We start from the raw sequence: 26,432 nt of genomic DNA, 5'->3' as shown, positions 1-26,432 counted from the left end.
GGGCAGCCTCGATCGGCGCAGCCGCACGTCCGCGATCATCCGGAGGAACCCGTGAGACCCAGGATCAAACTGCTCGGCACCGCCCTGGTCGCCGCCGCACTCACCGCGCTGGCCGCGATCGCCGCCCCCACCCCCGCCTCGGCGGCGACGTTGACCCAGGTGACCAACTTCGGGGCCAACCCGAGCAACCTGCAGATGTACCTGTACGTGCCGAACACGGTGGCGGCCCGGCCGGGCCTGCTGGTGGCGGTGCACTACTGCACCGGCAGCGGCCCCGCGTTCTACTCCGGCACCCAGTACGCGGCCCTGGCCGACCGGTACGGCTACATCGTCATCTACCCGTCGGTGACCCGCAGCAGCAAGTGCTTCGACGTCTCCTCCCCGCAGGCGCTGCGCCGCGACGGGGGCAGCGACCCGGTGGGCATCAAGTCGATGGTCGACTACGTCCGGGCCCGGTACCCCGTCGACCCGAACCGGATCTTCGCCACCGGCACCTCGTCCGGGGCGATGATGACCAACGTGCTGCTCGGTGACTACCCGGACGTGTTCGCGGCGGGCGCGGCCTTCGCCGGGGTGCCGTTCGGCTGCTTCGCCACCACCGACGGCTCGGAGTGGAACAGCCAGTGCGCCAACGGGCAGGTCAGCAAGACCGCGCAGCAGTGGGGCGACCTGGTCCGCAACGCCTACCCGGGCTACACCGGCAAGCGGCCCCGGATGCAGTTGTGGCACGGCACCAACGACGAGACGCTGCGCTACCCGAACTTCGGCGAGGAGGTCAAGCAGTGGACGAACGTCCAGGGGCTGAGCCAGACGCCGACGTTCACCGACACCCCGCAGGCCGGCTACACCCGCACCCGGTACGGCGGTAGCGGCGGCACCGCGCCGGTCGAGGCGATCAGCATGCAGGGCGTCACGCACAACCTGCCGGTCGACGCCGCCCAGGCGATCCGCTTCTTCGGCCTGGACGCCCCGCCCACCACCACCCCGCCGCCCACCACCACGCCGCCGCCGACCACCACCCCGCCCCCCACCACGACCCCGCCGCCGCCCACCACGACGCCGCCGGTGCCGACCACCACCCCGCCGACGCCGTTCCCGCCGACGCCCACCACGCCCGGTCCGGGTGCCGGCTGCCAGGTCGGTTACACGGTCAACGCCTGGAACACCGGCCTGACCACCGCCGTCACGATCACCAACACCAGCGGTACGGCGGTCAACGGTTGGAGCCTGGCGTTCACCCTGCCCGCCGGACAGACCATCACCGGCGGCTGGAACGCGACGTACTCGCCGACCAGCGGGGCGGTCACCGCCCGCAACGTCTCCTACAACGGCACGATCGCGCCGGGCGCCTCGGTGAGCATCGGCTTCCAGGCCAACCACACCGGCAACACCGCGAAACCGGCCTTCTTCACCCTCAACGACACCCCCTGCGCGGTCGTCTGACCGTACCCACTGGCGGTGATCAAGAGGTTGGCGTCACCGGAACCGATCCGGATGACACGAACCTCTTGATCACCGCCGCTCCCCTCCCCCCGCCGACCGGCCGGTCCGGTTGTCGCGCGGACGGGCGGGGTGGGGTGGTTCGGTGGATGTGGGGGTACGGGCGGATCGCTAGGGTGACGGTGACGGGGGGTCGCCCGGGGTCGCGGGCCGGGGTCGCCGGCCGCGCGGGGACGGGCGGCGGTGCGCAGCCCGGTGGACCAGCCGCGAGCCGCCCACGCCGTCGTCACCACCCAGCGTCCACAAGGGAGCGTCTATGCGTCTGACTCTATCGATGGAACCGGTACGTCGCCGGTTGCCCGCGTTCGCTCTCGGCCTGGGGGCGGTCACCCTGGTCGCCACCCCCGCCGCCGCCGTGCCGGCAGTCGGTCACCCGGCGGGCCCCGCCACGGGCGTCGCCTCCGTGACCGCCCGGCCCCCGGCCGCCCGCGCGGCGGGCTGGACGCCGGTGCCGGGCACGGCACAGGCCCGGTCCGCGCCGGCCACCGCCACCTACGGCGGCGAGCTGCACGTCTTCGTGCAGGGCCCCGACGGGCAGGTGCGGGTCAATCGGTACGACACCGACCCCGACGCCTGGTCCGGCTGGTCCACCGTCCCCGGTGACGCCGCGGCGACCTCGGCACCGGCGGCGGCCGTCTACGGCGGGGAACTGCACCTGTTCGTGCAGTCCGACCAGAAGGTACGCACCAACCGGTACGCCCTGGACACCGGCACCTGGTCCGGCTGGAGCACGATCGGTGGCACCACGTCCGCGTCGTCGGCCCCGTCCGCCACCGTCTACGGCGGCCAACTGCACCTGTTCGTCAGGGGCGCGAACGGCAAGGTCCGCACCAACCGGTACACGCTGGACACCGCCGCCTGGTCCGGCTGGACCACCCTCGCCGGCCCGACGGGCGCCAACTCGGCCCCGTCCGCCGCCATCTACGGCGGGTACCTGCACGTCTTCGTCCGCGGCACCAACGGCAACGTGCGCACCAACACGTACTCGCTGTCCGGCACCTGGTCGGGGTGGAGCGACGTACCCGGCACCGCACGTGCCGCGTCCGCGCCGGCCGCCCTGGTCTACGGTGGCGGGCTGCACGTCTTCGTCCGCACCGGCGGCGACGACCTACGCACCGCCTGGTACCTCCAGGACTCCGGCGCGTGGACGGGGTGGAGCACGGTCGACGGCCCCGGACAGACGATCTCCGCCCCGGCGGGAAGCGTCTACGGCGGTCTGGTGCGGCTGTTCGTCCGGGGCGCCGACGACGAGGTCTACCAGGGCCAGCCCTGACGGCTGCCGCTGCGCCGCCACCCCGTCCACCGACCCGGTGAACGGGGTGGCGTCGGGTCGGGGCCGGACGGTGATGTCTAGAGTCCGGGGCATGGATGCGCAGGGGCGACGGGCGGTCGTGGTGGGCAACAGCGACGGCGTCGGGCTGGCTTTGACCCGGCAACTGGTGGCGGCCGGCTGGACCGTCGCCGGGGTGTCCCGCAGCGGCAGCGACCTGACCGCCCCCGGGTACGCCCACCACGTCGCCGACGTCACCGGCGACACCTACCGCACGGTGCTGGCCGGGGCGGTCGACCGGCTCGGCGGGGTGGACGTGTGCGTCTACGCGGCGGGGGTCGGTGAGTTCTTCGACCTCGGTGACCTGGCGGCGCAGACCCGGGCGCTGGAGGTCAACCTGATCGGCGCGGCGCGCACCGTGGAGGTGGTCGTGCCGGCGATGGTGGCCGGGGGCGGTGGTCACCTCGTGGGCCTGTCCAGCCTCGCCGACGTCGCCCCGTCGGCCCAGGCCCCCGGGTACGCCGCCGCCAAGGCGGGGTTGACGTCGTACCTGGTGGGGTTGCGGGGCGCACTGCGCCCGCACGGGGTGCGGGTGACCGTCGTGCGGTTCGGGTTCGTCGACACCAAGATGGCGAAGTCGCCGGTCAAGCCGATGCTGCTCAGTGTGGAGCGGGCCGCCGACGTGGTGCGCGACTGCCTGCGTACCCGGCCGGCGGTCGTCTCCCGACCCCGCCGGATGGCCGCGGTGGTACGGGCGGCCGGGGTGGCGACGAGGGTGGCCGCCCGACGGTGAGCCGTCCCGGCGGTGCGACCGGGCCGACGGCGGCACGACACGACGCCACCCGGGTCCGACGCCTTGAATTCGCCACGATCATCGTGGGATTCTGATGCGTCGATGGCTTGCCACGCGTGGGGCTGACAGTCGTCCAGGGCAACCGGGAGCCGCTGGGTTTCCGGGGGACGGCGACAAGCACGACGGAACGACGCCAGCACTCCCGTCCATCAGTCCCGCCCGCCGTCTCGACGCCCCCGTGGGCGACGCAACCCCGACCGGCCGGGCGGTGTGCTGTGGTGACCCCCGAAGGAACCCCGTATGAACAGAGTTTCCGCCCCACCGTCGCGCCCGTCGCGTCGCGGCCCGGGGCGCGTGACGGCGCTCGCCGCGAGCCTGCTGCTCGCCACCGGCGGGCTCGCCGTGACCGGCCCGTCGCCCGCCGACGCGGCGGCCGACCCGGTGGCCGTGACCGTCAACGCCAACGCCGGGCTGGCCACCGTGCCGGCCACCGCGTTGGGCGTCAACCACGCCATCTGGGACTCCCAGCTCGGCACCAACGAGACATCGGACCTGCTCAAGGCCGCCGGCGTGCGGATGATGCGCTACCCGGGCGGCTCCTACGCCGACATCTACCACTGGCGCGACCACACCGCGCCCGGCGGGTACGTCGCCCCGAACACCGACTTCGACACCTTCATGGCCGCCGCCCGGCGGGTCGGCGCCCAGCCGATGATCATCGCGAACTACGGCACCGGCACCCCCGCCGAGGCCGCCGACTGGGTCCGCTACGCCAACATCACCAAGGGGTACGGCGCGAAGTGGTGGACGGTCGGCAACGAGAACTACGGCAACGGGCACTACGGCTCGGCCTGGGAGGCCGACGACCACGCCGACAAGAGCGCCAGCCAGTACGCCCGGCTGGTGGTCGAGTACGCCGACGCGATGAAGGCGGTCGACCCGACGATCAAGGTCGGCGCGGTGCTGACCATGCCGGGCAACTGGCCGGACGGGATCACCGCCGGCAGTGACCCGGGCCCGTGGAACCGGACCGTGCTCTCCATCGCCGGCCCGAAGATCGACTTCGTGGACGTACACTGGTACCCGGGTGGCAGCGCCGCCGAGTCGCTGGCCCGCACGGCCCACATCGACGAGGCGGCCCACCTGCTGCGCGACCAGCTCGCCCGGTACGCCGGCCCGAACGCCGCCCGGATCGGCATCAGCTTCACCGAGCTGAACGTCGGCACCGGGCAGAACACCCAGCCGGGTGCGCTGTTCCTCGCCGACGCCTACAGCGACCTGCTGGAGAACGGCGTGTTCACGGTCCAGTGGTGGAACGTGCACAACGGCATCGGCACCGTCACCGAGGTGGCCGGGCAGACCGACTACGGCGACTTCGGGCTGCTGTCCAGCGGCGGGTGCACCGCCGACAACTCGGTCTGCGAGCCGCCGCTGAACACCCCGTTCGCCCCGTACCACGCGCTGTCGATGATGAACCTGTTCGCCCGGCCGGGTGACCAGTTCGTCCGGGCCGCCACCGACGAGCCGCTGGTCACCGCGCACGCCGTGCGGCGCACCGACGGGGATCTCGCGGTGCTGCTGGTCAACAAGGACCCGGCCAACGCCCGGCCGGTCACCATCGACTACGCCGGCTTCACCCCGTCGGACGCCGCGCCGACGACGTACTCGCTGACCAACGGGGCCTCCGGCGTGGTCACCGGGCAGTCCGGCAGCGCCGGCAGCGCGACGTTGCCGGCGTACTCGCTGACCACGCTGGTGCTGCGGCCCTCGTCGCCGGTCACCGCGCACCCCGCCCCGCCGGGGCAGCCCACGGCGGGCGGGGTGACCGACCGGTCGGCGACGATCTCCTGGTCGCCGGCCCCGCCGAAGGGCGCCCCGATCGCCAAGTACGAGGTGTACCGGCAGAACGGCACGGTCAGCGAGCAGCTCGGCGAGACGGCCGGCACCTCGTTCACCGTTGACAACCTCGTCCCCGGCACCCGGTACACGCTCAACGTGCTGACCCGGGACACCGCCGGGAAGGTGTCGTGGTCGTCGTCGCCGGTCACCTTCACCACCGCCGGACCGGCCGACAGCAGCTGCACCGTCCGGCCCACCGTCGCCAGTGACTGGGGCAACGGCTGGGTCGGCAACGTCGAGATCGTCAACAACGGGGCGAACCCCGTCGACGGTTGGACGCTGACCTTCACCTGGCCGACCGGTTGGCAGCAGGTGAGCAGCGGCTGGAACGCCACCTGGACGCAGACCGGGCGTACCGTGACGGTCGCCGCCACCGACGACAACCGGCGGATCGCCGCCGGGGGCAGCACCACCGCCGGTTTCGTCGGCGCCTACAGCGGCCCGAACGTCCCGCCCACCGGGTTCGTGCTCAACGGCACCCCCTGCACCGTGGGGTGACCGGGCCGGGTGGCCGTCGGCGCAGCGGTGCTGCGTCGGCGGCCACCCGGGGGTCGGTCAGAAACCGGCCGCGTGCGCGGCGGCGGTGCCGCCGACCACCGGAAGAACGATCTTGCTGCTCTTCAGGGCGACCTGGATGTTCGCGGCGGTGGTGTCCGCCTGGCTGGAGTACTGCGGGTAGCTGGCCACGATGATCACGCCGATCCGGTGGCCCGGCTTGAACACGTAGTCCTCCGGCAGCAGCGGGAAGGTGAAGTTGTACGACTCCCCCACCACCAGCGGCACGGCGGTCCGGATCGACTGCCGGTTCTGGGCGTCCATGATGCCCTTGGTGACCAGCTCGTAGTCGGCGGTGGCGACCCGCTTGGCGGTCTGCTTGTAGCAGCCGTCGTCGGTCGGGCTGTTCAGCCCCCAGCAGTCCTCGGTGGCCAGGGTGACGATGCCCTCACCGGAGGCCCGGTGCGCCACCCGCTCGTCGGTGCCGTAGTCGACCAGGATCGCCCCGAAGTTGGTGTCGGTCTGGTCGGCCGAGGCCCGCAGCTGCACCGTCGGCGTACCCGAGATGTGCAGGGGCGCGGTCAGCGGCGCGGACAGGAACGCCAGCCGGTTCGGCTGCACCGTGTCCGGGTTGAGGATCATGGTGTTCTGGCTCTGGGTCCGGCTGTCCTGGAACGCGCCGGTCGCCGGCTTCGCGGTCGGCACCAGCTTCAGGCCGCCGGCCCCGGTGATGCCGGGCTGGAGGAACACCTCGGTGTCGGCCTTGCCGGGGATCGGCCAGTCGGCGTGGGTCTCCCACACGTCGGCGGCCCGCTCCAGGTCGACCCGGGGCTCGTCCATGATGCCGTTGGCGATCCCGTGCAGCCAGAAGTCGAACCACCGGTGCAGGGTGGACACCCAGACCGCCCGCCGCGAGTCGAACGGGTCGACGTGCCCCTCCTGGGACAGCCACAGCTTGCGCTGGATGTTGTTCTCCGCCAGGGCGTACCAGAACTTGCTGAAGTGGTCCGCGCGGACGTTGTCGTCGTTGAGACCATGGTAGAGCAGCACGCTGGCGGTGATGTTGGGGACCTTCTTGACGTAGCTGCGCTCGTTCCAGAAGGCGGTGTAGTCGCCGGTCTCGTCGCCGTCGGCGGCGGCCATCGCGTCCCGTACCGGCTTGCAGTACTCCCGCCGGTCGGGGTTGGTGACCGTGTTGGCCAGCGACGCCACGTAGCTGTTACCCCGGGTGACCACCCCGTTGCTGCGCACGTAGTCGTAGTACTCGGTGGGGCCGCTGATCGGCACCACCGTGGTCAGGCCCTTGACGCCGGTCACCGCCGTCGCCATGGCCAGCGAGCCGTCGTACGACTTGCCGATCATACCGGACCTGCCGTTGTGCCAGTCGGCGGTGACCACCTGGCCGGCGGCGTTGCGCGCGGTGGCCCGGCCGTTGAGCCAGTTGATCGCCTGCTTGGCGCTGAGATTGTCCTGGTTGGCGTTGGTGGTGGGGCAGCCGGTGGAGTTGTTGGTGCCCACCATGTCCAGCAGGATCACCGCGTAGCCGCGCGGCACGAAGTAGTTGTCGTAGAACAGTGGCCACTTGTCGAGCAGGCCGTCGCCGTCCAGGTCGGCCTTGCACTCGGACTCGTTGCCCCGGCAGACCGTCGAGTAGTAGGGGCTGGCGTCCATGATGACCGGCACCTTGAGCCCGTTCGCGGTGGCCGCCGGTCGCATCAGGTCGAACGCGATGATGTCGCGCAGGCCGTCGTTGTCGCTGTCGAAGGTGGAGTCGATGAACAGGCGTTCCCGGATGGCGTCGGCGTAGCCGAACACCGGCTGGGTGACCCCGTCCTGGACCACGATCGCCGGCCCGTCCGCCGCCGCCACCGCCCGTGGCGCCGCGCCCAGGGCGGCGAGCAGCACCGCGGACAGTACGGCCGCCCCGGCGCGAAGGGGCGTTCCCATTGCAGCCATGCAGTCTCCTTGAGAGTCCCGAGACCCGGCACGCTATGGGCCGGCCGACCGGCACCACCACCTGCACCTGTAGGAACTTTGCCCACGCCGCCCCGACGACGCCGCCCCGCCCGCACCGACGGGCGGCCCGACGGGCGGTGGCGGTGGGGCGCGCCGGTCAGTCCCGGTAGCCCCACTGCCGCAGCGGCTTGTCCAGCACCCGTTCCACGGCGGCGAGCTGCGCGACGCCCAACTCCTCGTGGTAGGCGGCCTGCCGTCCGGCGTGGAACCGGTAGCGTCCGAAACCCTTCTCGAACGCCGGTGACCAGTCCAGGCCGAGGAAGTCGAGCATCCGGGCCACCTCGGCGCGCGGGTCGGCGAGCAGGTCCTCGTAGCGCACGTCGAGCCACTGCCCCTCCGGGTGCGCGGCGCGGGCCTCGGCGAAGGAGTCCATCAGCATCTTCCAGCCGAGCGCGGCGAGCACCGGGAACGACCTGTCGTACTCCTCCCACTCCCGGCGCAGGTCGGTCGGCAGCGGGCCGAGGAACCAGTTGTCCGGCCCCCGCCAGCCGTCCCACCAACCCATCTGGAGCCAGGAGTTGGTCACCGCCCGGCCGTCGCGGACCACGTTGACCACCCGCAGCTGCGGGTAACCGGCCCGCAGAAACCCCGTCCTCGGCCAGCCCGTCACGTGGTGCAGCAGCAGCCGGCAGCCCTGCCGGGCGATCCGGGCGTCGAAGAAGGCCCGCAGCCGCCGCCCCAGGTACGGGGTCAGATCGTCGGCGGTCAGGTCCCGGCACGGGCGGGAGAACCCGGCCACCACGTGCCGGTCCAGCAGGTGGTACGCCTCCGACGGGGCGACCCGCAGCCGGCCCTTCTCCAGCAGCCGGCGGCTGTGCCGCAGCGACGTCATGCCCGCCGGGCGGGGCGCGGAACGCCGGTAGAGCGGGCCGTTGAACCGGCCGGCCAGGTTGAGCCGGGACAGCTTGTCGTCGACCCCGGAGACGAACCCGACCCCGGGATGCCGGGACAGCAGTTCCTGCACCAGGGTCGACCCGCACCGCCCGGTCCCCACCACCACCGCCAACATCACTCAGCCCTCCTCGTGCCCGGTCGACCCCGCCCGCCCGACACCCACCGACCGTCCACCGGCCGCAGCCGGCCCGCCCCGCGCGGGCCGCCCCGCCCCGGCCGGTGCCGGGACGCCGCGCCGCCACGGGTAGCCGAACCGGCGCAGCCCCGGCACGGTCAGCGCGGTGACCAGCGCGTACGACCATCGGGACAGGTCGTGCCGCCACTGCACGTCGGCGGTGATCGGCACCGGGCCGGTCCGGTGCCGCGACGGGTTCCCGGCCACCGAGTGCGTCGGCGTCAGCCGGACCGTCGCCGGGCCGGTGAACGGGCCGCCGTCGGGGTCCACCCCGGCGAACGCGGCGATCCGGGCGAGCGTCGCCTCCGGTTCGGCGGTCAGGTCCTCGTAGCGCACCCGCAGGTAACCCGTCGGGGCGCGGTCGGCCCACAGCCGGACGGTGACGGTGTTCCAGACCAGCCAGAGCAGGGCCGCCTTGCCCACCGGCGGCCGGCTCATCAGCTCGGGGTCGGCGTCGCCGTCGAGGCCCCGGCGGCGGCGCCAGGAGAACGCGGTGGCGCGGGGGTCGCGGACCAGGTGCAGCACCCGCAGCTCGATGCCGGGCAGCGCGCCGACCAGCGCGCCGTACGGGGGCAGCTTCGACGAGTCGACCACCACCCGGGCCCCGGTGTGCCGGGCCACGGCCGCGTACAGGTCGGCCAGCGTCGCGTCGTCGGGGTGCACGGGCACCGGCCGGACACCACGGCGGTGCCGGCGCAGCAGCGTCGGCAGGCCGCGCATCCGCAGCCGCCCGCGCAGCCCGGCGGCGATCGCGGCGGCCCGGTCGGTCGGCAGCTCCCGGCGCACCCCGCTCCACAGCGGGCAGTCCCGCAACGGCCGGCCGCAGCCGCAGGGCCGGTTCTCCACCTCGCCGCGCTGCCACAGGTAGCGCAGTTCCCCGGCGGCGAAGACCCCGTCGTACTGGCCCAGCACGGTGGTGACCAGGGTGCTGCCGCTGCGCCCGCTGCCGGCCAGGTAGAGCACCCGCACCGGGGGGTTCACACCGGCTCCCGCACGGTCCGCGCGGCGGTCGCGTAGACCTCCCGCAACCGGGTCAGGTGCGCCTGCGGGGAGAAGTCCCGCTCCACCCGCGCCCGCCCGGCCCGCCCCATCCGGTACGCCCGAGCCGGGTCGGCCAGCACCCGGTGCAGCCCGGCGGCCAGCGCGGCCGGGTCGTCGGCGGGCACCACCTCGCCGTCCACCCCCGGGGTCACCAGCTCCGGCAGGCCACCCAGGTCGGAGGCGACCACCGGCACCCCGCAGCCGTACGCCTCCAGCACCGCCATCGGCTGGTTCTCGTTCCACCGCGACGGCACCGCCACCACCGTGGCCGAGCGGACCAGCTCGTGCAGCCGGGCCTTGTCCAGCCGGCCGTGGAACCGGACCCGGCCGGGGGCCCGCCGCCGGGCCAGCTCGGTCAGCCCGTCGCGGGCCGGGCCGTCCCCGGCCACCTCCAGCACGACGTCGTCGGGCAGCCGGGTGAGCGCCTCGATCAGCACGTCGACGCCCTTCTCGGCCGCCAGCCGACCGGCGAAGACCACCGGGCCGCCGGGTGCCGTCTTCACCGCCGTCGTGGCGACGTCGACGAAGTGCGACACCACGTGCATCCGGTCGGGGAAGACCCCGGCCCGGCGCATCACGTCGGCCAGGAACCGGCTGGGGCTGACGAACGCCTGCACCGGCCCGTACGCCCGGGTGGTGCGGTGCAGCCACGATTCGACGGCGAGCAGCGAGCTGGCCCCCAGCGAGCCGTCCTTGCAGCGGCGGCGGGCCGCGCGCAGCGGCCCGCCGGTCACGCAGGCCTCGCAGACCGTCCCCCGGTCGAGCATCTGGTAGCTGGGGCAGGCCAGCTTGTAGTCGTGCAGGGTCATCACGGCCGGCACCCGGGCGGCCCGCACCGCGGCCAGCACGGACGGGGAGAGCTGGTGGTAGATGTTGTGCAGGTGGACCACGTCGGGCCGGAACTCGTCGAGCACCCGGGCCAGGCCCCGCCGGCTGGCCGGCGACCAGATCATCCGGGCCGCGACCGCCGCGCGGGCACCCGCGCCGCGCGGCGTCGGGTCCAGCTCCACGTGGGACGGGAAGTGCCTGGCGTACGGGGTGGGGGCGTCGTTGTCCGGGTGGGTCATGCCGAAGAAGGCCACCTCGTCGCCGTCGCCCCGTTGCAGCTCGGCGACGTCGAGCAGGTAGCCCTCGGCGCCGCCGCGCCGGTAGAGGAACTTGTTGACGTGGAGGACACGCATCGGCCTGCTCCGGGGGTGGCTGCTGGGGTCCGTCGGGGGTCGCGGGGTGGGGTGGTCGCCCCGGACAGCAGCGGTGACCAGGGGCCCCACCGTATGCAACACCCCCGTCGTGAGTCCAGCTCATGATCCCCAAGTAGCCACACGGCCCATCGCCGGCTGACCACACGGCCACGTGGTCAGCCGCGATGATCTGCCGGTACCGTGTGCCCCACCCCGCCCGACGTGCCCGAGGAGGACCCGGTGCCCCACCCCGACGAACCCTCGGCGCTGGCGTACACCGCCCGACGGGTCCGCCGGCACCTGCGCTGGGCCCGTACCGAGGGCGTCCGGCGGCTGATCGAGGAGGACCGGCTCGACCCGGTCGAGCGGGCCCGCACCGCGCTGGCGAAGTGGCGCTGGCGACGGGCCCACCCCGGGCCGCCCGGCCGGGCCGTCCCGGTCTACCTGGTGGGGCTGCAACGCTCCGGCACCAACATGCTGACCCGGGGGCTGGACGCCGACCCGTCGGTGGAGGTCCGCAACGAGAACGACCGGGCCGTGTTCCACCGCTTCCGGCTGCGCCCCGACCCGGTGCTGGCCGCCGTCATCCGGCGCAGCCGGCACCGTTACGTGCTGGTCAAGCCACTGTGCGACACGCACCGGGTGGACGAGCTGCTCGACCTGGCCGGGGTCGCGCCGGGGCGGGCGCTGTGGGCGTACCGGGACGTCGACGACCGGGCCCGCTCCGAGGTGGCGAAGTTCGGCGACGCCAACCTACGGGCGCTGCGGGCCATCGCCGACGGCACCATCTCCGACCGCTGGCAGGGGCAGCGCCTGGACGCGCCGACCCGGGACCTGGTGGCCGGCTTCGACTACGACCGGATGACCCCGCACACCGCCGCCGCCCTGTTCTGGTACGTGCGCAACTCGTTGTACTTCTCCCTCGGGCTGGCCGACCGGCCGGACACCCTGCTCTGCTCGTACGACGCGCTGGTCGCCGACCCGGCGGGGTACACCCGGCGGCTGTGCGCCTTCCTCGACCTGCCGTACGACCCGGTGCTGCACGCGCACGTCGGCGCGCGCACCCCGGCGCGGCCCCGGCTGGAGATCGACGCCCGGGTGCGGGCGCTGTGCACCGGGCTGACCGGCCGGTTGGACGCGGCGGCCGGCCGGCAGGAGGCGGTGGACCATGGCTGAACCGCAGACCCCGCTGCCCGACGCCCGGCCGGACCGGCCGCAGGGGCCGATCTTCCTGGTCGGCTGCCAGCGTTCCGGCACCACGATGCTGCGCCTGGTGCTCGACTCGCACTCCCGGGTGAGCTGCGGCCCGGAGACCCGGTTCCTGGCCGACATGCAACGCATCGTCGGCCGGGACTGGGAGCGGCTGTCCCGGTTCGGGTTCCCCCGGGAGTACTGGCTGGGCCGCATCGCCGACTTCTTCGGCGGCATCCAGGCCGACTACGCCAGGTCCCGGGGCAAGACCCGCTGGGCCGACAAGACCCCGCTGTACGCGCTGTCCATCGACTTCCTGGCCGAGGTCTTCCCCGACGCGCAGTTCGTACACGTCATCCGGGACGGCCGGGACGTGGTGGTGTCGCACCGCAAACGGTTCGGCTACTGGTCGGCGGTGAAGTGCGTGGTGAAGTGGCCGCGCTACATCCGCGTCGCCCGCGCCGCCGGGGCCCGGCTGCCGGCCGACCGCTACCACGAACTGCGCTACGAGGAGACCGTCACCGACCCGGAGAAGGCCATGCGGGGCCTGTTCGAGTTCCTCGGCGAACCCTGGGAGGCTGGCGTGCTCGACTACGACGGCAAGCAGCACGACGTGGCGGGCAAGTACACCGCCGAGGCACAGCGACGGCGGGCCGCCGCCGGCACCGACGCCCCGATCTACGGCTCGCGGGTCGGCACCTACCGCCGCGAGCTGGACCCCTTCCTGCGGGTGCTGGTCCGGGTGTTCTCCGGCGCCACCCTGCGCGAACTGGGCTACCGGTGAACCGGGTGCGGCGCGGCGGCGCGACCCCGGGTCCGTCGGCCCGTCGGATCGGACGGCGGGCGCTGCTCGCCGGGGTGCTGGCGGTCGCCCTGCTCGCCGGGGCGGCCTGTTCCGACGATCCCGCCCCTGATCCCCGGCCCGCCCCCTCGGTGACCGGGCCGTCGGCAGGTGCCAGCGGTACGCCGCTGCCGGCCGGCGCACCGGTCCGCAACCCGTTCGGCGCGCACTGGGACTTCTCCCGGCACGACCAGTTCGTCCCCTACCTGGAGAAGCTCTCCGGCTCGGCGACGTACCACGAGCTGAGCTGGTGTGACATCGAGAAGACCCAGGGCAGCCCGGACTTCTCGGCGGTGGACCAGATCGCCGAACGCAGCCGAAAGCTCGGCATCACCCTGCACCTGAAGATCCGTACCGGGGTGTGCTGGGCGACCGGCGGGACGGCGAAGTTCACCCGGGGCCAGGCCAACAAGACCGAGTCGGCGATGCCGCAGGATCTCGCCGCCTACCAGAACTTCGTCCGCACGCTGGTGCAGCGGTACGCCCCGTACGGGGTCCGCGAGTACGCCATCGAGAACGAGGTCAACGCGCAGCAGTACTGGGCGGGCAGCCCCGAGGACTACCGCCGGCTGGTCACCGCCGCCGCCGAGGCGATCCGCGGGGCCGACCCGCAGGCCAAGGTGGTCGACTCGGGCATGAGCAGCGTCGCGTACGGGATGGGGGTCGCCGACCGGCTGCTGCGGGTCGGTCAACCGGACCAGGCCGTCGCCGCCTACCAGGCGTACTTCCAGCGGCGGATCGGCACCCGGGGTCGGCTGATCCCGGCGGTGAACGACCCGGCGGCATTGCGGGCGGCGCTGGACAACGCGCAGAACTCCCGCAACCTGGCCTACCTCGCGGTCACCGAGAAACTGCTCGACGACCGGGTGGTCGACGTCCGGCAGCTGCACTTCTACGAACACTTCTCCGGGGTACCGGCGCTGCTGGACTACCTGCGGGCGGAAACCCCGGCCGGGGTTCCGGTGCAGGCGTGGGAGGTCGGCCAGTTCTGGAAGGACGGCGGCGACGACGCAGCGGGCCGGGGCGACGAGATGGTCAAGGTGGTCAGCATGCTGGTCGCCGGGGGCGTCCGCGAGGTGCTCTGGCTGCCGCTGGCGTACAACCCGAACAACCGGGCCGGCGCGGAGGTCCGCTACGGGCTGCTCGACCCGGACGGCACCCAACGGCAGGCCGGGGCGATGATGGCCGCCCTGGCGGCGGCGGCGCGGGACGCGACGGTCGAGCCGGTGAACGCCAAGGGGCTGACCGGGGTGGCGTTCCGCCGTGGCGCGGAGAGCACGCTGGTGGTGTGGTCGACCTCCACCGGCACCGTGTCGTTGCCGGCCACGGGCGGGGTGACCGGGGGCCCGGTCGGTGCCGACCCGGCCGCCCGCGCGGGTACGCTGCCGATCGGGCCGAGCCCGGTGCTGGTGCGCGCCACCGGCACCCCGGACGCGGTCCTCGCCCCGATCCGCTGACCGGCTCCCCCGCCGCACCCGCTGCGGTGAGAGGTGCGGTCGGGCTCCCATGATCACATTGCGATTCGGTGCACTGATCTCGGCGTGTCGTCTACATAATCGCAATCTGTTCATGGTCCCGCTGGCGCGGCGGCATTCACCCTGGCAACGGGAGGTGTGCCGCCCGCTCACCAGGTACGCGACCAGCCGAGCAGGTCCGCCAGGCGGGCGTTGTGCGGGGCGAACCCGGCGGCCAGTTCGGCCCGCAGCTCGGCGGTGAGCTGCGACGGGCCGGTGTCCGTGCGGCGGGTGTGCCGGGCGAACTCCGCCGGGGTGAACGGGGCCAGCCCGAGGAAGCGCAGCACCCCCGCGTACGTGCCGGCCGGGTCGGCGTACAGGTCCTCGCTGCGGATCACGTGCAGCCGGTCGGCGGGCAGGTGGGCGTACCAGCGGTCGAGCTGCTCGGCGTAGCGGCCCCGGGCGGCGTAGGAGAAGTTGCGCAGCGCGTGGTGCGCCGCCGGGGTGTCCGGCCCGTCGACCAGCGCCCCGGCCAGCCGCCCCGGTTCGGCGGCGAGCGCCTCGGCGAAGCCCAACGGCTCCAGCCCGTACGAGCGGGTGTGCAGGTAGTGCGAGTAGGCCCGCTCGACCGGGTCGCGCAGCAGCGCCACGAACCGGGCGTCGGGCAGGGTCGCCGCCACCCGGGCCGGGACGCTGGGGTGGAACAGGTAGTAGGGGCTGGCCTCGAAGCTGCGCCGGCCCGGGGCGGCCGGTGGGAAGTGCGCCCGGTACCAGCGGGTCCCCCGCCCGAAGTGCAGGCTGAAGAACTGGAGTTCCTTGCCGGTGGCGGCCCGCACGTCGGGGTGCGCGGCGAGGTAGTGGTGCAGCGAGGTGGTGCCGCACCGCTGCCCACCGATGATCAGGAAGTCGGGCAGCACGCCGACCCGTCCGGGCAGCGCCGCCCGACCCCAGGCGCGGGTGCCGCGTACCACCCGACGCAGCCGGTCCACGGTGGCCCGGCGCGGCCCCGTGCTCACCGCGTCACCGCCCGACCGGCGGTGTCCCGGCCGTCCCCGCCCACCCCGGAGGGGAACGGAGCGTCGTCAAACGGTTCGACCTCCGGGGCGTCCCCGGCGGCGGGCGGGCCGCCCCGGCGGCGTCGGCGGGCCAGGGTACGCAGCACCATCAGATCCTCCCGGCTGAGCCCCAGCGCCAGCACGGCCCCCAGGTAGACCGCCACGATCGTGGCCAGCCCGGCGACCGGCCGCCACGGCCAGCCCGGCACCAGCCAGCGCACCAGCAGCCCGGCGGCCAGCGCGACGGCTCCGGCGGCGAGCCCCTTGGCCATCCCGACGGTGAACGGCAGCGCACCGGTCAGGTGGCGGACCTGCACCAACCGCGCGATGTTGACCACGATCAGCGAGGCGCTCCACGCCGCCGCCGCGCCGACGATCCCGTACGCGGGGATGAGCCACAGGTTGAGCAGCACGTTGAGCACCAGGGCGACCAGGTTGTCGGCCATGTTGAGGGCCACCCGGCCGGACATGTTCAGCACCGTGCCGCACGGGCCGGTGGCCGCGTTGACCAGCTGGCCGAGGGCGAGGACCACGGTCACCGCCGCGCCGGTGGCGACCTCGCCGCCGAAGACCCGCAGCAGGTCGCCGGGGAGCACCAGCAGCGCCACGAACGCCGGCAGCGACAGCCGCACCACCCAGCCGGTGGCCACCGCGTAGACCCGGCGGACGTCGTCGAGGTCCCCCCGGTGGTGCAGGTGCGCCAGGTACGGGCCGAACGCCGCGTTGACCGGAGCGAGCACGAAGATGGCGACGGTGACCAGCCGGGTGGCGACGTTGTAGACGCCGATGTCCGGGTTGGCGAAGAAGCCCAGCAGCAGGGTGTCGACCCAGATCAGCCCGGTCGACGACAGCGACGACACCCAGCTGACCGTGGAGAAGCGGAACAACTCCCCCGGCCGGTGCACCGGGCGGGCCGGCGGCACCCGGCGGACCAGCCGGGCAAGCGCCAGCAGGGCGAGCAGGGCGGCCGACCAGCCGGCCACCACCAGCGCCCAGAACGCCCCGGTCAGCCCGGCCCCGGTGACCAGGGCGAGCGCGGTGAGCAGCAGCCGGGTGCCCGGCTCGTAGAGCTGGCCGATGAAGGTGAACGGCCGCTGGGTCCGCCAGCCCCGGGTCGCCGCCAGCGCCGCCTCGCAGACCGTCGAGGCGGGCAGGGTCAACGCGACCAGCCGCAGCCCGGTGACCAGCCCCGGGTCGTGCAGCCGGTCGGCCAGCCAGGGTGCGCCCCAGGCCAACGCCCCGGCGAGGACGACCGACGAGCCGGCCGAGACGGCCAGTCCCAACCGGACGGTGCCGCGCAGCGCCGGGGCGTCGTCGTCGGCCAGGTGCACCGCGACGAACCGGGTGAGGCCGGCCCGGAACCCGGACAGCGACAGCAGCCCGGCCAGCGACAGCACCGCGTAGCACTGGGCGTACCGGCCGACCTCCCGGATGCCCAGCACCCGGGCCAGCAGCAGCATGATCAGGAAGACCGCCGCCTGGCTGAGCAGGGCGCCGAGCAGGTTGAGCCCGCCGCCGCGGGCCATCCCCCGGACGTGCCTGTCGCCCTGCGCGGACGCGTGCGCCACCGCCACCTACCGGCGTCGGTGCTGCTCGGGCACGGTCGAGGTGACGACCGGCAGCACCACCGTGTCGTCGCCGCCACGCCGTGCGCCGGTCAGTGCCGGGGCGGCCCGGCCGACCGCCGGCTGCTGACCGGCCCGACGGCTGCGCGGCAGCCACTCCAGCCCCGCCACCAGCAGCACGGCCAGCAGCAGGCCGGCACCGGACACCGGCAGCACCAGGGCGACGAGCGCCTTGACCCGGGACACCGGCTGCACCTCGCCGACGCTCGTCACCTTCTCCGGGTCGGCGGCCTGGGACTGGGCGCGGGCCTGTTGCAGCCCCTGCCGGGCCGAGGCCAACGCGCTGGTGGCGCTGTCGCGTTGGGCGAGCAGCGCCTGGTAGTCGGGCAACTTCGGGCCGAGCGCGTCGAGCCGCTTCTGCCCGGCGCTGATCGACTCGGCGGCGGCGTTGGCGCCCCGGGTGTTGCCGACCGCCTGCATCTGCAACTGCTGCTGCCGCAGGCTGGCGATCTCCTGCAGGGTCGACTGGTAGAGCTTGTCAGGCTGGCTGACCTTGTTGGTCTTCTCCCAGTCGTTGATCGCCCGGGTGGCGGTGGTCAGCTCGTCGGTGGCCGTCTTCACCTCGTCGGTGGCGATGCCGACCTGGCTGGCGAACAGGAAGGCCAGGGCCCGCTTGCCGGTCGCGGCGAGCACCGAGGCGACGGTGGACCGGTCGTCGGTGGTGTAGGTGACGGTGAGCTGGCTGCTCGCCCCGACCTGCTTCACCGCCAGGCCGTCGCGCAGCGCGTCGGCGGAGACCCCGGTGTCGGCGGCCACCTGGTCGACCACCTGCGGGGAGGTCACCGCCGCGGCGAAGGCCGCCGCGAACTGGTTGGCCGCCTGGGTGCCGGTGTACTGCTGGGCGGCGCTGCCGCCGACCAGGGCGGGCGCGGCGACGTACGAGGTGGCCGCGTACTGCTGCGGGCCGAGCAGCACGACCAGCGCGGCCGCCGCCCCGGCCACCAGCGGAATGCCCACCAGCAGCCAGAGTCGACGCCGCGCGACCCGCAGATAGTCGACGATCTCCACCCTGCTGCTCCCCACTGCTCGGTCCTTCATCGGTTGTGCCACCCGGTCGCCACCGGTCGGGGCGTCGCCGCCCGGGACGGCTCGGCCGGTAGCCCCCGGGCGACCGCGCCGGCTGCCGCGGCGAACGCCGCGAAATACCACAGGGTGACCACGTTCGAGATCACGTTGGATGCCGCGCTGACCGCGACGAAGGCGACCGCGCAGCCCAGGAACCCGACCGCGATGCCCCGGCCGAGTGTGCCCGGTGGGGCGCGGCGCAGCGCGGTCAGCCCGGTGTGCAGGCACAGCGCCATCATCGCCAGGTACGCCAGCAGCCCGGCCAGCCCGGTCTCCACGTACGCGCGCAGGAAGTCGTTGTGCGGCTTCTTCGCCTCGTCGGCCTCGAACTTGGTCATGTTGGGGCCGATGCCGGTGACCGGGTTGCGGTTGGCCAGCGACACGATCTCCGACCAGTAGCCGACCCGCCAGGCGAGGGTGTTGCCGGTCGGGCCACCGCCGACGGCGCTGCTGTCGGCGAGCTGCCCGAAGCGGTGCGCCACGCTCGGCAGCAGCGCCACCCCGGCCACCGTGACCAGGCAGAGCGCCACCAGCATCCGCCGGCTGCGGTGCAGCACCGCCACCACCAGCAGGCCCAGCCCCGCCCCGAGGATCGCGCTGCGGGTGTTGGTGAGCAGCAGGAACAGCAGCGACGCGGCGAGCAGCACACCGAGGCCGAGCCGCAGCCGGCGGCTCAGGTAGCGGTGGATGCCGAACCCGAAGATCACCATGAACATCAGGTAGCGGCCGAACGTGGTGGACTGGCTGAACGGGCCGCTGATCCGGGTGAAGTCCCCCTTGATCTCGGCCGGTGGGTGGCCGAGCAGGGACAGCACGGCCGTGTAGCCGACCGCCAGCACCAGCGAGGCGTACGCGGCGAGCAGCACCCGACGCACGGCCGGTAGGTCCGGCATCAGCTGCTCCAGGACCACGAACATCACCACCACGGTGCCGATCCGCAGCGCCTCCAGGGCGCTGGGCACCGGCTGGGCGGCACCGGCCGCGCTGACCAGGCAGGTGGCCCCGACCAGCAGCATCGCCACGCCGAGCGGCGAGCCACGCAGCCGGCCCCGCTGACGGAGCTGGGCGGCGAGCCAGAGGCCGGCGGCGAGCAGGAACAGCACCGCGAGGATCGTCGACGGGTCCATCGCCCGGGTCGCCCCGGCACCGTCGGTCCGGCCGGCGGTCGGGCCGCTGAGCTTGAACAGGTCGACGCAGGAGCGGACCGCCAGCATCAGCAGCACGTACGCCGCGAACCGGGTGAGCGCGAGCACCCCGACGGCCAGTCCGGCGAGGACCACCAGGGGCAGCACCGCGCCGACCCGGCCGCCACCGGACGCGGTCAGGCCGACGCCGAGCGCCACCACGGCGCACAGCAGCGCCGCGCCGACGGTCAGCAGGCGGGCGGTCGGATCACCGGCGGTCCACCGTCGCCGCCCACCGTCGGGCAGGGCGAGGTCACCCTCCGTGCCGTGTCGCTGTCCGTCCACCGCTCGCCGACCACTCGTTTCCAGGGAACTGTTGCCGGTCGCCGCCGACGGCCGGAGGAACGGCCTAATCTAACGGTCACCGAGGTCGCGGGACATGGGCCGTTACGTCGACCGTGGGCGACCCAACGTCCGGTTCCCCGGGACGGGGGGCACGCAGGGCCAGCGAGAAGTAGAGTCTCTCCAGCTCACGGGCGGCGGCGTCCCAGCTGTACTCGGCCAGCACCCGGTCGCGCAGCAGGGCCGCGCCGACCCGCTCGGCCGGCAGGTCGGCGGTCACCGTGCCCAACGCCCGCAGCAGGTCGTCGACGTCTCCGTCACGGAACAGCCGTTGCCCCGGCGCGTCGCGGTCGAGCACCTCGCGGTGGGGTTCGATGTCGCTGGCCACCACCGGCAGCCCGTACGAGGCGGCCTCCAGCAGGGTCAGCGGCAACCCCTCCAGGCGGGACGGCTGGACGAAGGCGGCGGCGTGCGAGTACAGCTCGGCGAGCACGTCACCGTAGACGAAGTCGGTGAACACGATGCGCGGATCGTCACCGGCGGCCTCGCGGAGCCGGGCGACGTAGCCGTCAGTGAACGCGGAGCCGCCGACGATGGCCAGCCGCAGGTCGGTGGGGAGTCGTCGGAACGCCCGCACCAGCAGGTCGGCGGCCTTCTCGGGCACGAGCCGGCCGACCAGCAGCAGGTATCCGCCGGGGTGCAGGCCGAAGCGGGACAGCTCGCCCGGCGGCCGGTGGGTGGGGGCGGCCACGCCGTTGGGAATGTAGCGGGCGGGCCGGCCGAACCGGCTGGTGTAGTGGGCCGCGAGTCCCCGGGACACGGTCACCCGGGCGTCGGGCAGGTGACCGCTGAGCCGGTACGCGGTGCCGAGCACGGCCCGCGCCGCCCGGCCCCACTTGTCGCGCTGGTTGTCCAGCCCGTGCACGGTGAGCACCACCCGGGCGCGGGAGGCGTAGCGGGCCAGCGGCGCGGTCAGCACCGGGCCGAGGCCGTGGTAGTGCACGATGTCGGGGCGCTCGGTCAGCGCCGCCAGCGTCGAGGTGGCCGAGTGCACGATGGCGTCGAGGTGCTTGCTGGGCACGGTACGGGCCCGCCGCAGCCGGATGCCCCGGTGCCGGGTCGCCTCCACCGCGCCGTAGCTGTCCCGGCAGTAGACGGTCACCTCGTGGCCGAGTCCGGCCAGCCGGCTGGCCATCTCCTCGACGTGCCGTTCGATCCCCCCGTAGGTGGCCGGCACGCCCTTCTGGCCGATCATCGCCACCCGCAGGGGACGCCAGGCCGGCGGGCGGGTCGGGCTCGGCTGCGTGCGGTCGGGGCGCAGCTGTTCCCCCCGGTCGACGGCATCGTTACGGAACGGCACTGTCCCCCCTCGTTTTCGCTGACCACCGGGGCGGTGGCGCGGGCCCCCGGCGCACGGGACGCTAGATCATCGACGTCCGGTCGGCCACTGGCCGGTCAGTCAGACCTGACCGGCCACCGGCGGTGGCCGGCCAGGTCGGACACCCGCGGTACCGACCGGTCGACCGCCGGTGACCGCCCGGTGCCGAAATGCCGCCGGGAGGACGGAGTCTCCGTCCTCCCGGCGACCGGAGGGTGACGTCAGGAGGTCGGGCCGCCGAACTCCACCCAGTTGAGGTTGAACAGGCTGGTCGTGGGTCCGCCGGAGACGGGCTTGAAGACCAGGTAGAGCGCGTGGGTGCCGGCCGCCTGGCTGACCGGGAAGGTCTGGCTGGCCCAGGCGCTGGTGCCGGTGGTCGCGTTGAGCGTCGCGCTGGTCACCAGCTCACCGGTCGGCGAGTCGAGCCGCAGCTCGACGATGCCGCGCGGGGTTCCGGCGGTGGCCGTGGAGCCACCGGCGTACCGGAAGGTGATCTTGTCGATCCCGCCCAGGTTGATCGGGTCGAGCGCGATGTGGTCACCGTTGTCGATGCCGGCCACGTGCTGGCCGCCACCGGCGTCGGTGGTGTTGGCCAGGGTGACGCCCTGCTGGACCTGGGCGAACTCGGCCTGCTGCCGGAAGGTCTGCAGGACGATCTGGTCGAGCGAGGACAGCGCCGGCTGGCCGTTGGCGCCCTTGTCGGTGTAGGTGGCGCTGATCGCGCCGTACAGGTAGCCACCGGCGTGGTCGGCGCCGTCGGCCGGGGTCTCGAACGAGCCCGAGCAGCCGTTGGCGTCGCTCATGCCGTGGCCGTGGGTGTCGTGGCCGAGCACGAAGGAGACCGTGACCCGGCTGCAGTCGATCGGGCCGTCCTCGGGGTCGGTCACGGTGACCGTCCACGGCACGGTGTCACCCCAGTTGAAGAAGGTGCCCGACAGCGGCGAGGTGACCTTCACGGTGGGCGCGGTGTTGCCCACGGTGATCTCGCGGGTGAGCACCGCCGTCTTGCCGCTGGAGTCGGTGACGGTCAGCTTTGCGGTGAACACCCCGACGGTGGTGTAGGTGTGCGACGCGTCCCGGTCGGTCGAGTCGGTGGTGCCGTTGCCGTCGAAGTCCCAGGCGTAGGTGATGGTCTCGCCCGGGTCCGCGTCGTAGGAGCCCTCGGCGGAGAACTGCACGGTCAGCGGCGCCGCACCGGAGGTCGGGGTGGCCTTCAGCTCCGCCACCGGCGCCCGGGTGCCCTTGGCGTAGCGGATCACCGACAGCGCGGCGTCCGGGTTGGCCCGGAAGAAGCCGTCGCCGTACTCCAGCAGGTAGAGGTTGCCGTCCGGGCCGAACTCCATGTCCATCGGGTTGTCGAAGACGAAGCCCGGCAGGAACTGCTCCACCCCGACCAGCTTGCCGCTGCCGTTGGTGCGCATCATGAAGATCTTGTCCCGGGTGAACTCCCCGAAGACCACCGCGTCGTGGTAGTACTCCGGGAACTTGGTCGCGGAGTCCAGCGCGGCGTCGTACTTGTAGACCGGGCCGCCCATCGGGCCGACGCCACCGGTGCCGAGCACCGGCCACTGGAACTCACAGGTGCCGGGCGGGGTGCTCAGGTACGCCTCGGCGCAGGTGGTGGTGGCGCGGAAGGTGTAGTTGAGCTGCGGGTCCTGCACCGGCGGGAGGACCCGAAGGCCGGTGTTGCGCGGCGAGTCGTTCACGGGCGCGGCGCAGTTGAACGCGCCCTTGGACTGCTTGGTGACGAAGTCGTAGTCGATGTACGGCAGGGTCGGCGAGTAGCAGTACGGCCAGCCGTAGTTGCCGGCCTTGTTGGCGGCGATCCACCGGCCGGTGCCCTCCGGTCCCCGGGCCGCGTTCGGCACCTGCGAGTCCGGCGAGTAGTCGCCGATGTAGACGAAGCCCCGGGAGTCCACGTCGAAGCGGAACGGGTTGCGCAGACCCATCAGGAAGATCTCCGGGCGGGTCTTGTCGTCGCGGTCCTCGGCCTCGGGGAACAGGTTGCCGGCCGGGATGCTGTACGACCCGTCGGCCTTCACCTTGATCCGCAGTACCTTGCCCCGCAGGTCGTTGGTGTTGCCGGCGGACCGCTGGGCGTCGTAGCCCGGCCCCTGGGTCGGCGACTCGTTGATCGGGGTGAAGCCGTCCGAGCCACCGGCGTTGGTGTCGTCACCGGTGACCAGGTAGAGCAGCCCCTTGCCGTCGAACTTGATCTCACCGGCGACGTGGCAGCAGACACCCCGGTCGGTGTCGACCTTCATGATCTTCTGCTCGCTGGCCAGGTCCAGGTGCGGCGTCGGCTCCTCGACCCACTTGAACCGGGAGAGCTGGTTGTGTCCCTTGTAGACGTCCCACGCGTTCGGGTCGGTGCTGGTCACCGGTGCGTCGGTGATCGGGGTGTCGAGCTTGGGCGCGTAGTAGACGTACACCCACTTGTCGGTGGCGAAGTCCGGACCGACGGTGACCGACTGGAGGCCGTCCTCGTCGTGCTGGTACACCGGGATGGTGGTGATGACCGGGCTCGCGCCGGTCTTCGGGTCGTAGAGGCGGATCTCGCCGGCCCGGGTGTTGTGCAGCACCCGACCGTCGGGCAGCACCGACAGGGTCATCGGCTCGCCCGGCTCGTCGTTGAGGATGACCTTCTCGTAGTTGGCCTTGACGGTGGCGCCGCAGTCGCCCTGGACCATGCCGGCCGACCACTGGATCGCGCCGAGCAGGTGCTTACGGAACGCGGAGTTGGCGTACGTGTCGGCGGAGTCGCCGAGTCCGGTGTAGAACGACCGGCCGCCCTGGAAGTCCTTGCACCAGGAGATCGGGTGGTCGTAGCCCATGGTGCCGCCGGTGAACGTCTTCTCGTCCACCGTGGCCAGCACGTGCGCGGTGCCCCGGACGTTGGTGGTGAAGTTGTACCACTGGTCGTCGAGGGTGAGCTGCCGGGCGAGCGGCTTGCTCGCCGGGTGTGCCCGGTCGGCCACGTCGATGAGCCCCGGCCCGCTCGACGCCGTGCCGGCGGCGGTGGTGCCGACGATGTCGCGGTAGAACGTCCACGACGGCTCGGCCTCGACCGCGGCGTGCACGCCGAGGTAGCCACCACCGCCGCGGATGTAGCGCTCGAAGGCCGCCTCCTGGCCGCTGTTGAGCACGTCGCCGGTGGTGTTGAGGAAGACGACCGCGCCGTAGCTGGCGAGGTTGTCGTCGGAGAAGGCGGTCGAGTTCTGGGTGACGTCGACGGTGAAGCCGTTGCCCTTGCCCAGGGTGCGGATCGCGTTGACGCCCTTGTCGATCGACGGGTGACGCTCACCGTCGGTCTTGGTGAACACCAGGACGCTCGTCGGGTCCTGGGCCGGCTGGGCCAACGCTGGAGCGGTCGCGGCGAGCGGGACGACGATCCCGACCCCTGCGATCGCGGCGAGCCATCGGTGTACCGATCTTGCCATCTGGTTCCTCCGGTGGGGGACGATGTGCTGCCTGCTCCGGGCGGGTGCCGGGGCCACCCGGGTGGTGCGGTGCTGCGTCTCGCTCTCCGGTGGGGACGGGACGACGCCGTCCCGGCCCCGTGCGGTTCGCCGACCGGGGAGCTGCGTACGGTCAGGGCCCGTGCCGGGGGCGCGCGGCAGCGCGGCCCGGGGTCACGGGTCGGAAGAGGTCACGTGGTGGGAGGGCCCGCCGGGGCGGTACGCCCGGTGGTGTCCGGGGCCGCCGGGCGGCCCGGACTCCTGGGGGCGGGCCCGGCAGGTGGCGGTCGCGTCGGGGGGACGCGACCGCCACCGCCGGTGCCGCCGGCGGTGGTGCGACCGCCGGTCGGTGCGCGGGCGGCTGCGGGCCGCCGGGCGGGTCAGCTCTGGTGGTAGATGGTCAGGTCGGCCATGTTGGCGTAGCTGAGCCGGGCGAAGTCCAGCGACTGGCCCGGGTTGGCGGCACCGCCGGGGGCGGTGTCCATCTCCCAGTTGGCGTGGTGGAAGTCGGACTCGCCGATGGTCTGGAAGAACTGCTGGAAGTTGATGTCGCCCTCACCGAGCGGGATCATCTCGTAGCCGTTGGCCAGCGCGGAGTTGCGGTTGCCGTCCTTGGCGTGGAACAGCGGGAAGCGCTTGGTGCGCCGGGCCACGTTCAGGATCGGGTCGAACAGCGAGGTCTTCTCCTGGCCGGCCGAGTTGGTGTACTTGGTGTGCTTGAACCGGGCCACGTACGCCCAGTAGATGTCGCACTCGAAGAAGACGTACTTCGGGTCGGTCTTGGCGAAGAAGTACTCCAGCCGGCGCACGCCGGAGGACCGGGTCGGCTTGCCGTTGGCGTCCAGCGGGCCGCTGTCGAGCAGGAACGAGTAGGCCACGTCGTGGTTGTGGGTGTAGAGGCGCATCTTGCGCTCCTTGGCCTGCCGGCCCAGCTCGTTCCACAGGTCGGCCGCGGCGTCCCAGTCGGACTGGTAGGCGCTGTTGGTCGGGTCGCTGCCGGTGCCGATGTTCTTCATGCCGAGTTCCTCGGCGATGTCCAGCTGCTGCTGGAACGTGTCCGCCCGGATCGACGTGTGGGTGCCGTTGGCGACCAGCCCGTTGTCGTCCAGGATCTTGCGGATCTCGGTCGGGGTGATCTGCCGGCCCAGGATCGAGGTGTGCTGGTTGTAGCCGGCGAACTCGATCTCCTTGTAGCCCATCTCGGCCAGGCTGGCGAGCACCCGCTCGAAGCCGTAGGGCACGCCGCTGTCGTCGGGGGCGGCGGAGATGCGGTCCCGGACGCTGTAGAGGATGATGCCCCGGTTCTGCGCCGGGATGAGCGGGTCGACCTGCCACTTGCCGTCCGCGCGGGCCGGGCCCTTGGTCTGGAGCACCGGCAGGCCGGCCGCGCCGAGCACGGCGGCGGCGCCGGCCGACGCGGCCAGCAGCTTACGGCGGGTGACCTGGGTGCGGTACTGGGGGTCGGAGGCCATGCGGCGCTGATCCTCGTTCACAAGTTCCACCTTTCGAGGGTGGCCCTGGTGGGCCACTGAGACGTGCGAGTCCTGCTGGGAGAGTTCGAAGGACCTGCGCCGCCGAATACGCGTGGCCCGGTGGATGACTGCTCGGTCAAGGGGGGATGTCAACCGTGTTACG

Annotated in this window: 18 protein-coding genes; 7 read left to right on the top strand and 11 right to left on the bottom strand. The window is 73.0% G+C overall.

Annotated elements, in window-relative coordinates; genetic code table 11:
- The first annotated feature begins 51 nt into the window (after window positions 1-51).
- The 4 genes from ACN260_RS11610 (at window position 52) to ACN260_RS11595 (ending at window position 5,960) form a co-directional block, all read left to right on the top strand.
- A complete protein-coding gene (locus tag ACN260_RS11610) occupies window positions 52-1,443 on the top strand; it encodes a PHB depolymerase family esterase (protein ID WP_422755973.1) in 1,392 nt (463 codons plus the stop codon).
- A gap of 313 nt (window positions 1,444-1,756) precedes the next feature.
- Window positions 1,757-2,773, top strand: coding sequence for a hypothetical protein (locus ACN260_RS11605; RefSeq protein ID WP_422755972.1), 1,017 nt, complete (start codon window positions 1,757-1,759; stop codon window positions 2,771-2,773).
- Between the two features lie 91 nt (window positions 2,774-2,864).
- Window positions 2,865-3,563, top strand: a complete 699-nt coding sequence (locus ACN260_RS11600) for an SDR family NAD(P)-dependent oxidoreductase (RefSeq protein WP_422755971.1) — start codon at window positions 2,865-2,867, stop codon at window positions 3,561-3,563.
- A 300-nt stretch (window positions 3,564-3,863) separates the two neighbouring features.
- Complete coding sequence (locus ACN260_RS11595) at window positions 3,864-5,960, top strand: cellulose binding domain-containing protein (protein WP_422755970.1); 2,097 nt, start codon at window positions 3,864-3,866, stop codon at window positions 5,958-5,960.
- Window positions 5,961-6,017: 57 nt separating this feature from the next.
- On the opposite strand, the gene ACN260_RS11590 is transcribed toward ACN260_RS11595, so the two are convergent.
- The 4 genes from ACN260_RS11590 to ACN260_RS11575 all read right to left on the bottom strand — a co-directional run bounded on the left by ACN260_RS11590 (window position 6,018) and on the right by ACN260_RS11575 (window position 11,264).
- Window positions 6,018-7,913 (bottom strand): CocE/NonD family hydrolase, encoded by a 1,896-nt coding sequence (locus ACN260_RS11590; protein WP_422755969.1) that lies wholly within the window; start codon window positions 7,911-7,913, stop codon window positions 6,018-6,020.
- A gap of 157 nt (window positions 7,914-8,070) precedes the next feature.
- A complete protein-coding gene (locus tag ACN260_RS11585) occupies window positions 8,071-8,982 on the bottom strand; it encodes a sulfotransferase family protein (RefSeq protein WP_422756684.1) in 912 nt (303 codons plus the stop codon).
- A gap of 3 nt (window positions 8,983-8,985) precedes the next feature.
- Complete coding sequence (locus ACN260_RS11580; protein ID WP_422755968.1) at window positions 8,986-10,023, bottom strand: sulfotransferase family protein; 1,038 nt, start codon at window positions 10,021-10,023, stop codon at window positions 8,986-8,988.
- A complete protein-coding gene (locus ACN260_RS11575; RefSeq protein WP_422755967.1) occupies window positions 10,020-11,264 on the bottom strand; it encodes a glycosyltransferase in 1,245 nt (414 codons plus the stop codon). The genes ACN260_RS11580 and ACN260_RS11575 overlap by 4 nt, the downstream gene beginning before the upstream one ends.
- A 240-nt stretch (window positions 11,265-11,504) precedes the next feature.
- On the opposite strand from ACN260_RS11575, the gene ACN260_RS11570 reads away from it, so the two are divergent.
- From ACN260_RS11570 to ACN260_RS11560, 3 genes are read left to right on the top strand one after another with little or no spacing between them, the layout of a single operon-like run.
- Window positions 11,505-12,440, top strand: coding sequence for a hypothetical protein (locus ACN260_RS11570; protein WP_422755966.1), 936 nt, complete (start codon window positions 11,505-11,507; stop codon window positions 12,438-12,440).
- Window positions 12,433-13,239: a sulfotransferase family protein gene (locus ACN260_RS11565; RefSeq protein WP_422755965.1), complete on the top strand. Its 807-nt coding sequence runs from the start codon at window positions 12,433-12,435 to the stop codon at window positions 13,237-13,239. Before ACN260_RS11570 ends, ACN260_RS11565 begins: the two co-directional genes overlap by 8 nt.
- Complete coding sequence (locus ACN260_RS11560; protein ID WP_422755964.1) at window positions 13,236-14,753, top strand: hypothetical protein; 1,518 nt, start codon at window positions 13,236-13,238, stop codon at window positions 14,751-14,753. The genes ACN260_RS11565 and ACN260_RS11560 overlap by 4 nt, the downstream gene beginning before the upstream one ends.
- A 167-nt stretch (window positions 14,754-14,920) precedes the next feature.
- On the opposite strand, the gene ACN260_RS11555 is transcribed toward ACN260_RS11560, so the two are convergent.
- The 7 genes from ACN260_RS11555 to ACN260_RS11525 form a co-directional block, all read right to left on the bottom strand.
- The gene (locus ACN260_RS11555; RefSeq protein WP_422755963.1) at window positions 14,921-15,766 is read right to left on the bottom strand and encodes a sulfotransferase family protein; all 846 of its coding nucleotides are present in this window, start codon (window positions 15,764-15,766) and stop codon (window positions 14,921-14,923) included.
- A complete protein-coding gene (locus ACN260_RS11550) occupies window positions 15,763-17,373 on the bottom strand; it encodes an oligosaccharide flippase family protein (RefSeq protein ID WP_422755962.1) in 1,611 nt (536 codons plus the stop codon). The genes ACN260_RS11555 and ACN260_RS11550 overlap by 4 nt, the downstream gene beginning before the upstream one ends.
- A gap of 6 nt (window positions 17,374-17,379) precedes the next feature.
- On the bottom strand, window positions 17,380-18,453 hold the full coding sequence (locus ACN260_RS11545) for a Wzz/FepE/Etk N-terminal domain-containing protein (protein ID WP_422755961.1): 1,074 nt from the start codon (window positions 18,451-18,453) through the stop codon (window positions 17,380-17,382).
- Between the two features lie 11 nt (window positions 18,454-18,464).
- Window positions 18,465-19,964 carry an O-antigen ligase family protein gene (locus tag ACN260_RS11540; RefSeq protein ID WP_422755960.1) on the bottom strand — a complete coding sequence of 500 codons (1,500 nt, stop codon included), beginning with the start codon at window positions 19,962-19,964 and terminating at the stop codon, window positions 18,465-18,467.
- A gap of 76 nt (window positions 19,965-20,040) precedes the next feature.
- Entirely contained in the window at window positions 20,041-21,321 is a 1,281-nt protein-coding gene (locus ACN260_RS11535) for a glycosyltransferase family 4 protein (RefSeq protein ID WP_422755959.1), read from the bottom strand.
- A 239-nt stretch (window positions 21,322-21,560) separates the two neighbouring features.
- Window positions 21,561-24,779, bottom strand: coding sequence for a ThuA domain-containing protein (locus ACN260_RS11530; RefSeq protein WP_422755958.1), 3,219 nt, complete (start codon window positions 24,777-24,779; stop codon window positions 21,561-21,563).
- Between the two features lie 398 nt (window positions 24,780-25,177).
- Window positions 25,178-26,290, bottom strand: a complete 1,113-nt coding sequence (locus ACN260_RS11525) for a sugar phosphate isomerase/epimerase family protein (protein WP_422755957.1) — start codon at window positions 26,288-26,290, stop codon at window positions 25,178-25,180.
- Window positions 26,291-26,432 lie beyond the last annotated feature (142 nt).

The sequence above is a fragment of the Micromonospora sp. WMMD708 genome, from assembly GCF_049315245.1.
Lineage (GTDB): Bacteria > Actinomycetota > Actinomycetes > Mycobacteriales > Micromonosporaceae > Micromonospora > Micromonospora wenchangensis.
This window is presented reverse-complemented; position numbering and strand designations above follow the sequence as displayed.

What these genes read in the sequence shown, in the direction of transcription:
- ACN260_RS11585 (WP_422756684.1), bottom strand. Translation starts at nt 8,982, where the DNA reads ATGTTGGCGGTGGTGGTGGGGACCGGGCGGTGCGGGTCGACCCTGGTG.
- ACN260_RS11565 (WP_422755965.1), top strand. Translation starts at nt 12,433, where the DNA reads ATGGCTGAACCGCAGACCCCGCTGCCCGACGCCCGGCCGGACCGGCCG.
- ACN260_RS11595 (WP_422755970.1), top strand. Translation starts at nt 3,864, where the DNA reads ATGAACAGAGTTTCCGCCCCACCGTCGCGCCCGTCGCGTCGCGGCCCG.
- ACN260_RS11575 (WP_422755967.1), bottom strand. Translation starts at nt 11,264, where the DNA reads ATGCGTGTCCTCCACGTCAACAAGTTCCTCTACCGGCGCGGCGGCGCC.
- ACN260_RS11605 (WP_422755972.1), top strand. Translation starts at nt 1,757, where the DNA reads ATGCGTCTGACTCTATCGATGGAACCGGTACGTCGCCGGTTGCCCGCG.
- ACN260_RS11530 (WP_422755958.1), bottom strand. Translation starts at nt 24,779, where the DNA reads ATGGCAAGATCGGTACACCGATGGCTCGCCGCGATCGCAGGGGTCGGG.
- ACN260_RS11590 (WP_422755969.1), bottom strand. Translation starts at nt 7,913, where the DNA reads ATGGCTGCAATGGGAACGCCCCTTCGCGCCGGGGCGGCCGTACTGTCC.
- ACN260_RS11600 (WP_422755971.1), top strand. Translation starts at nt 2,865, where the DNA reads ATGGATGCGCAGGGGCGACGGGCGGTCGTGGTGGGCAACAGCGACGGC.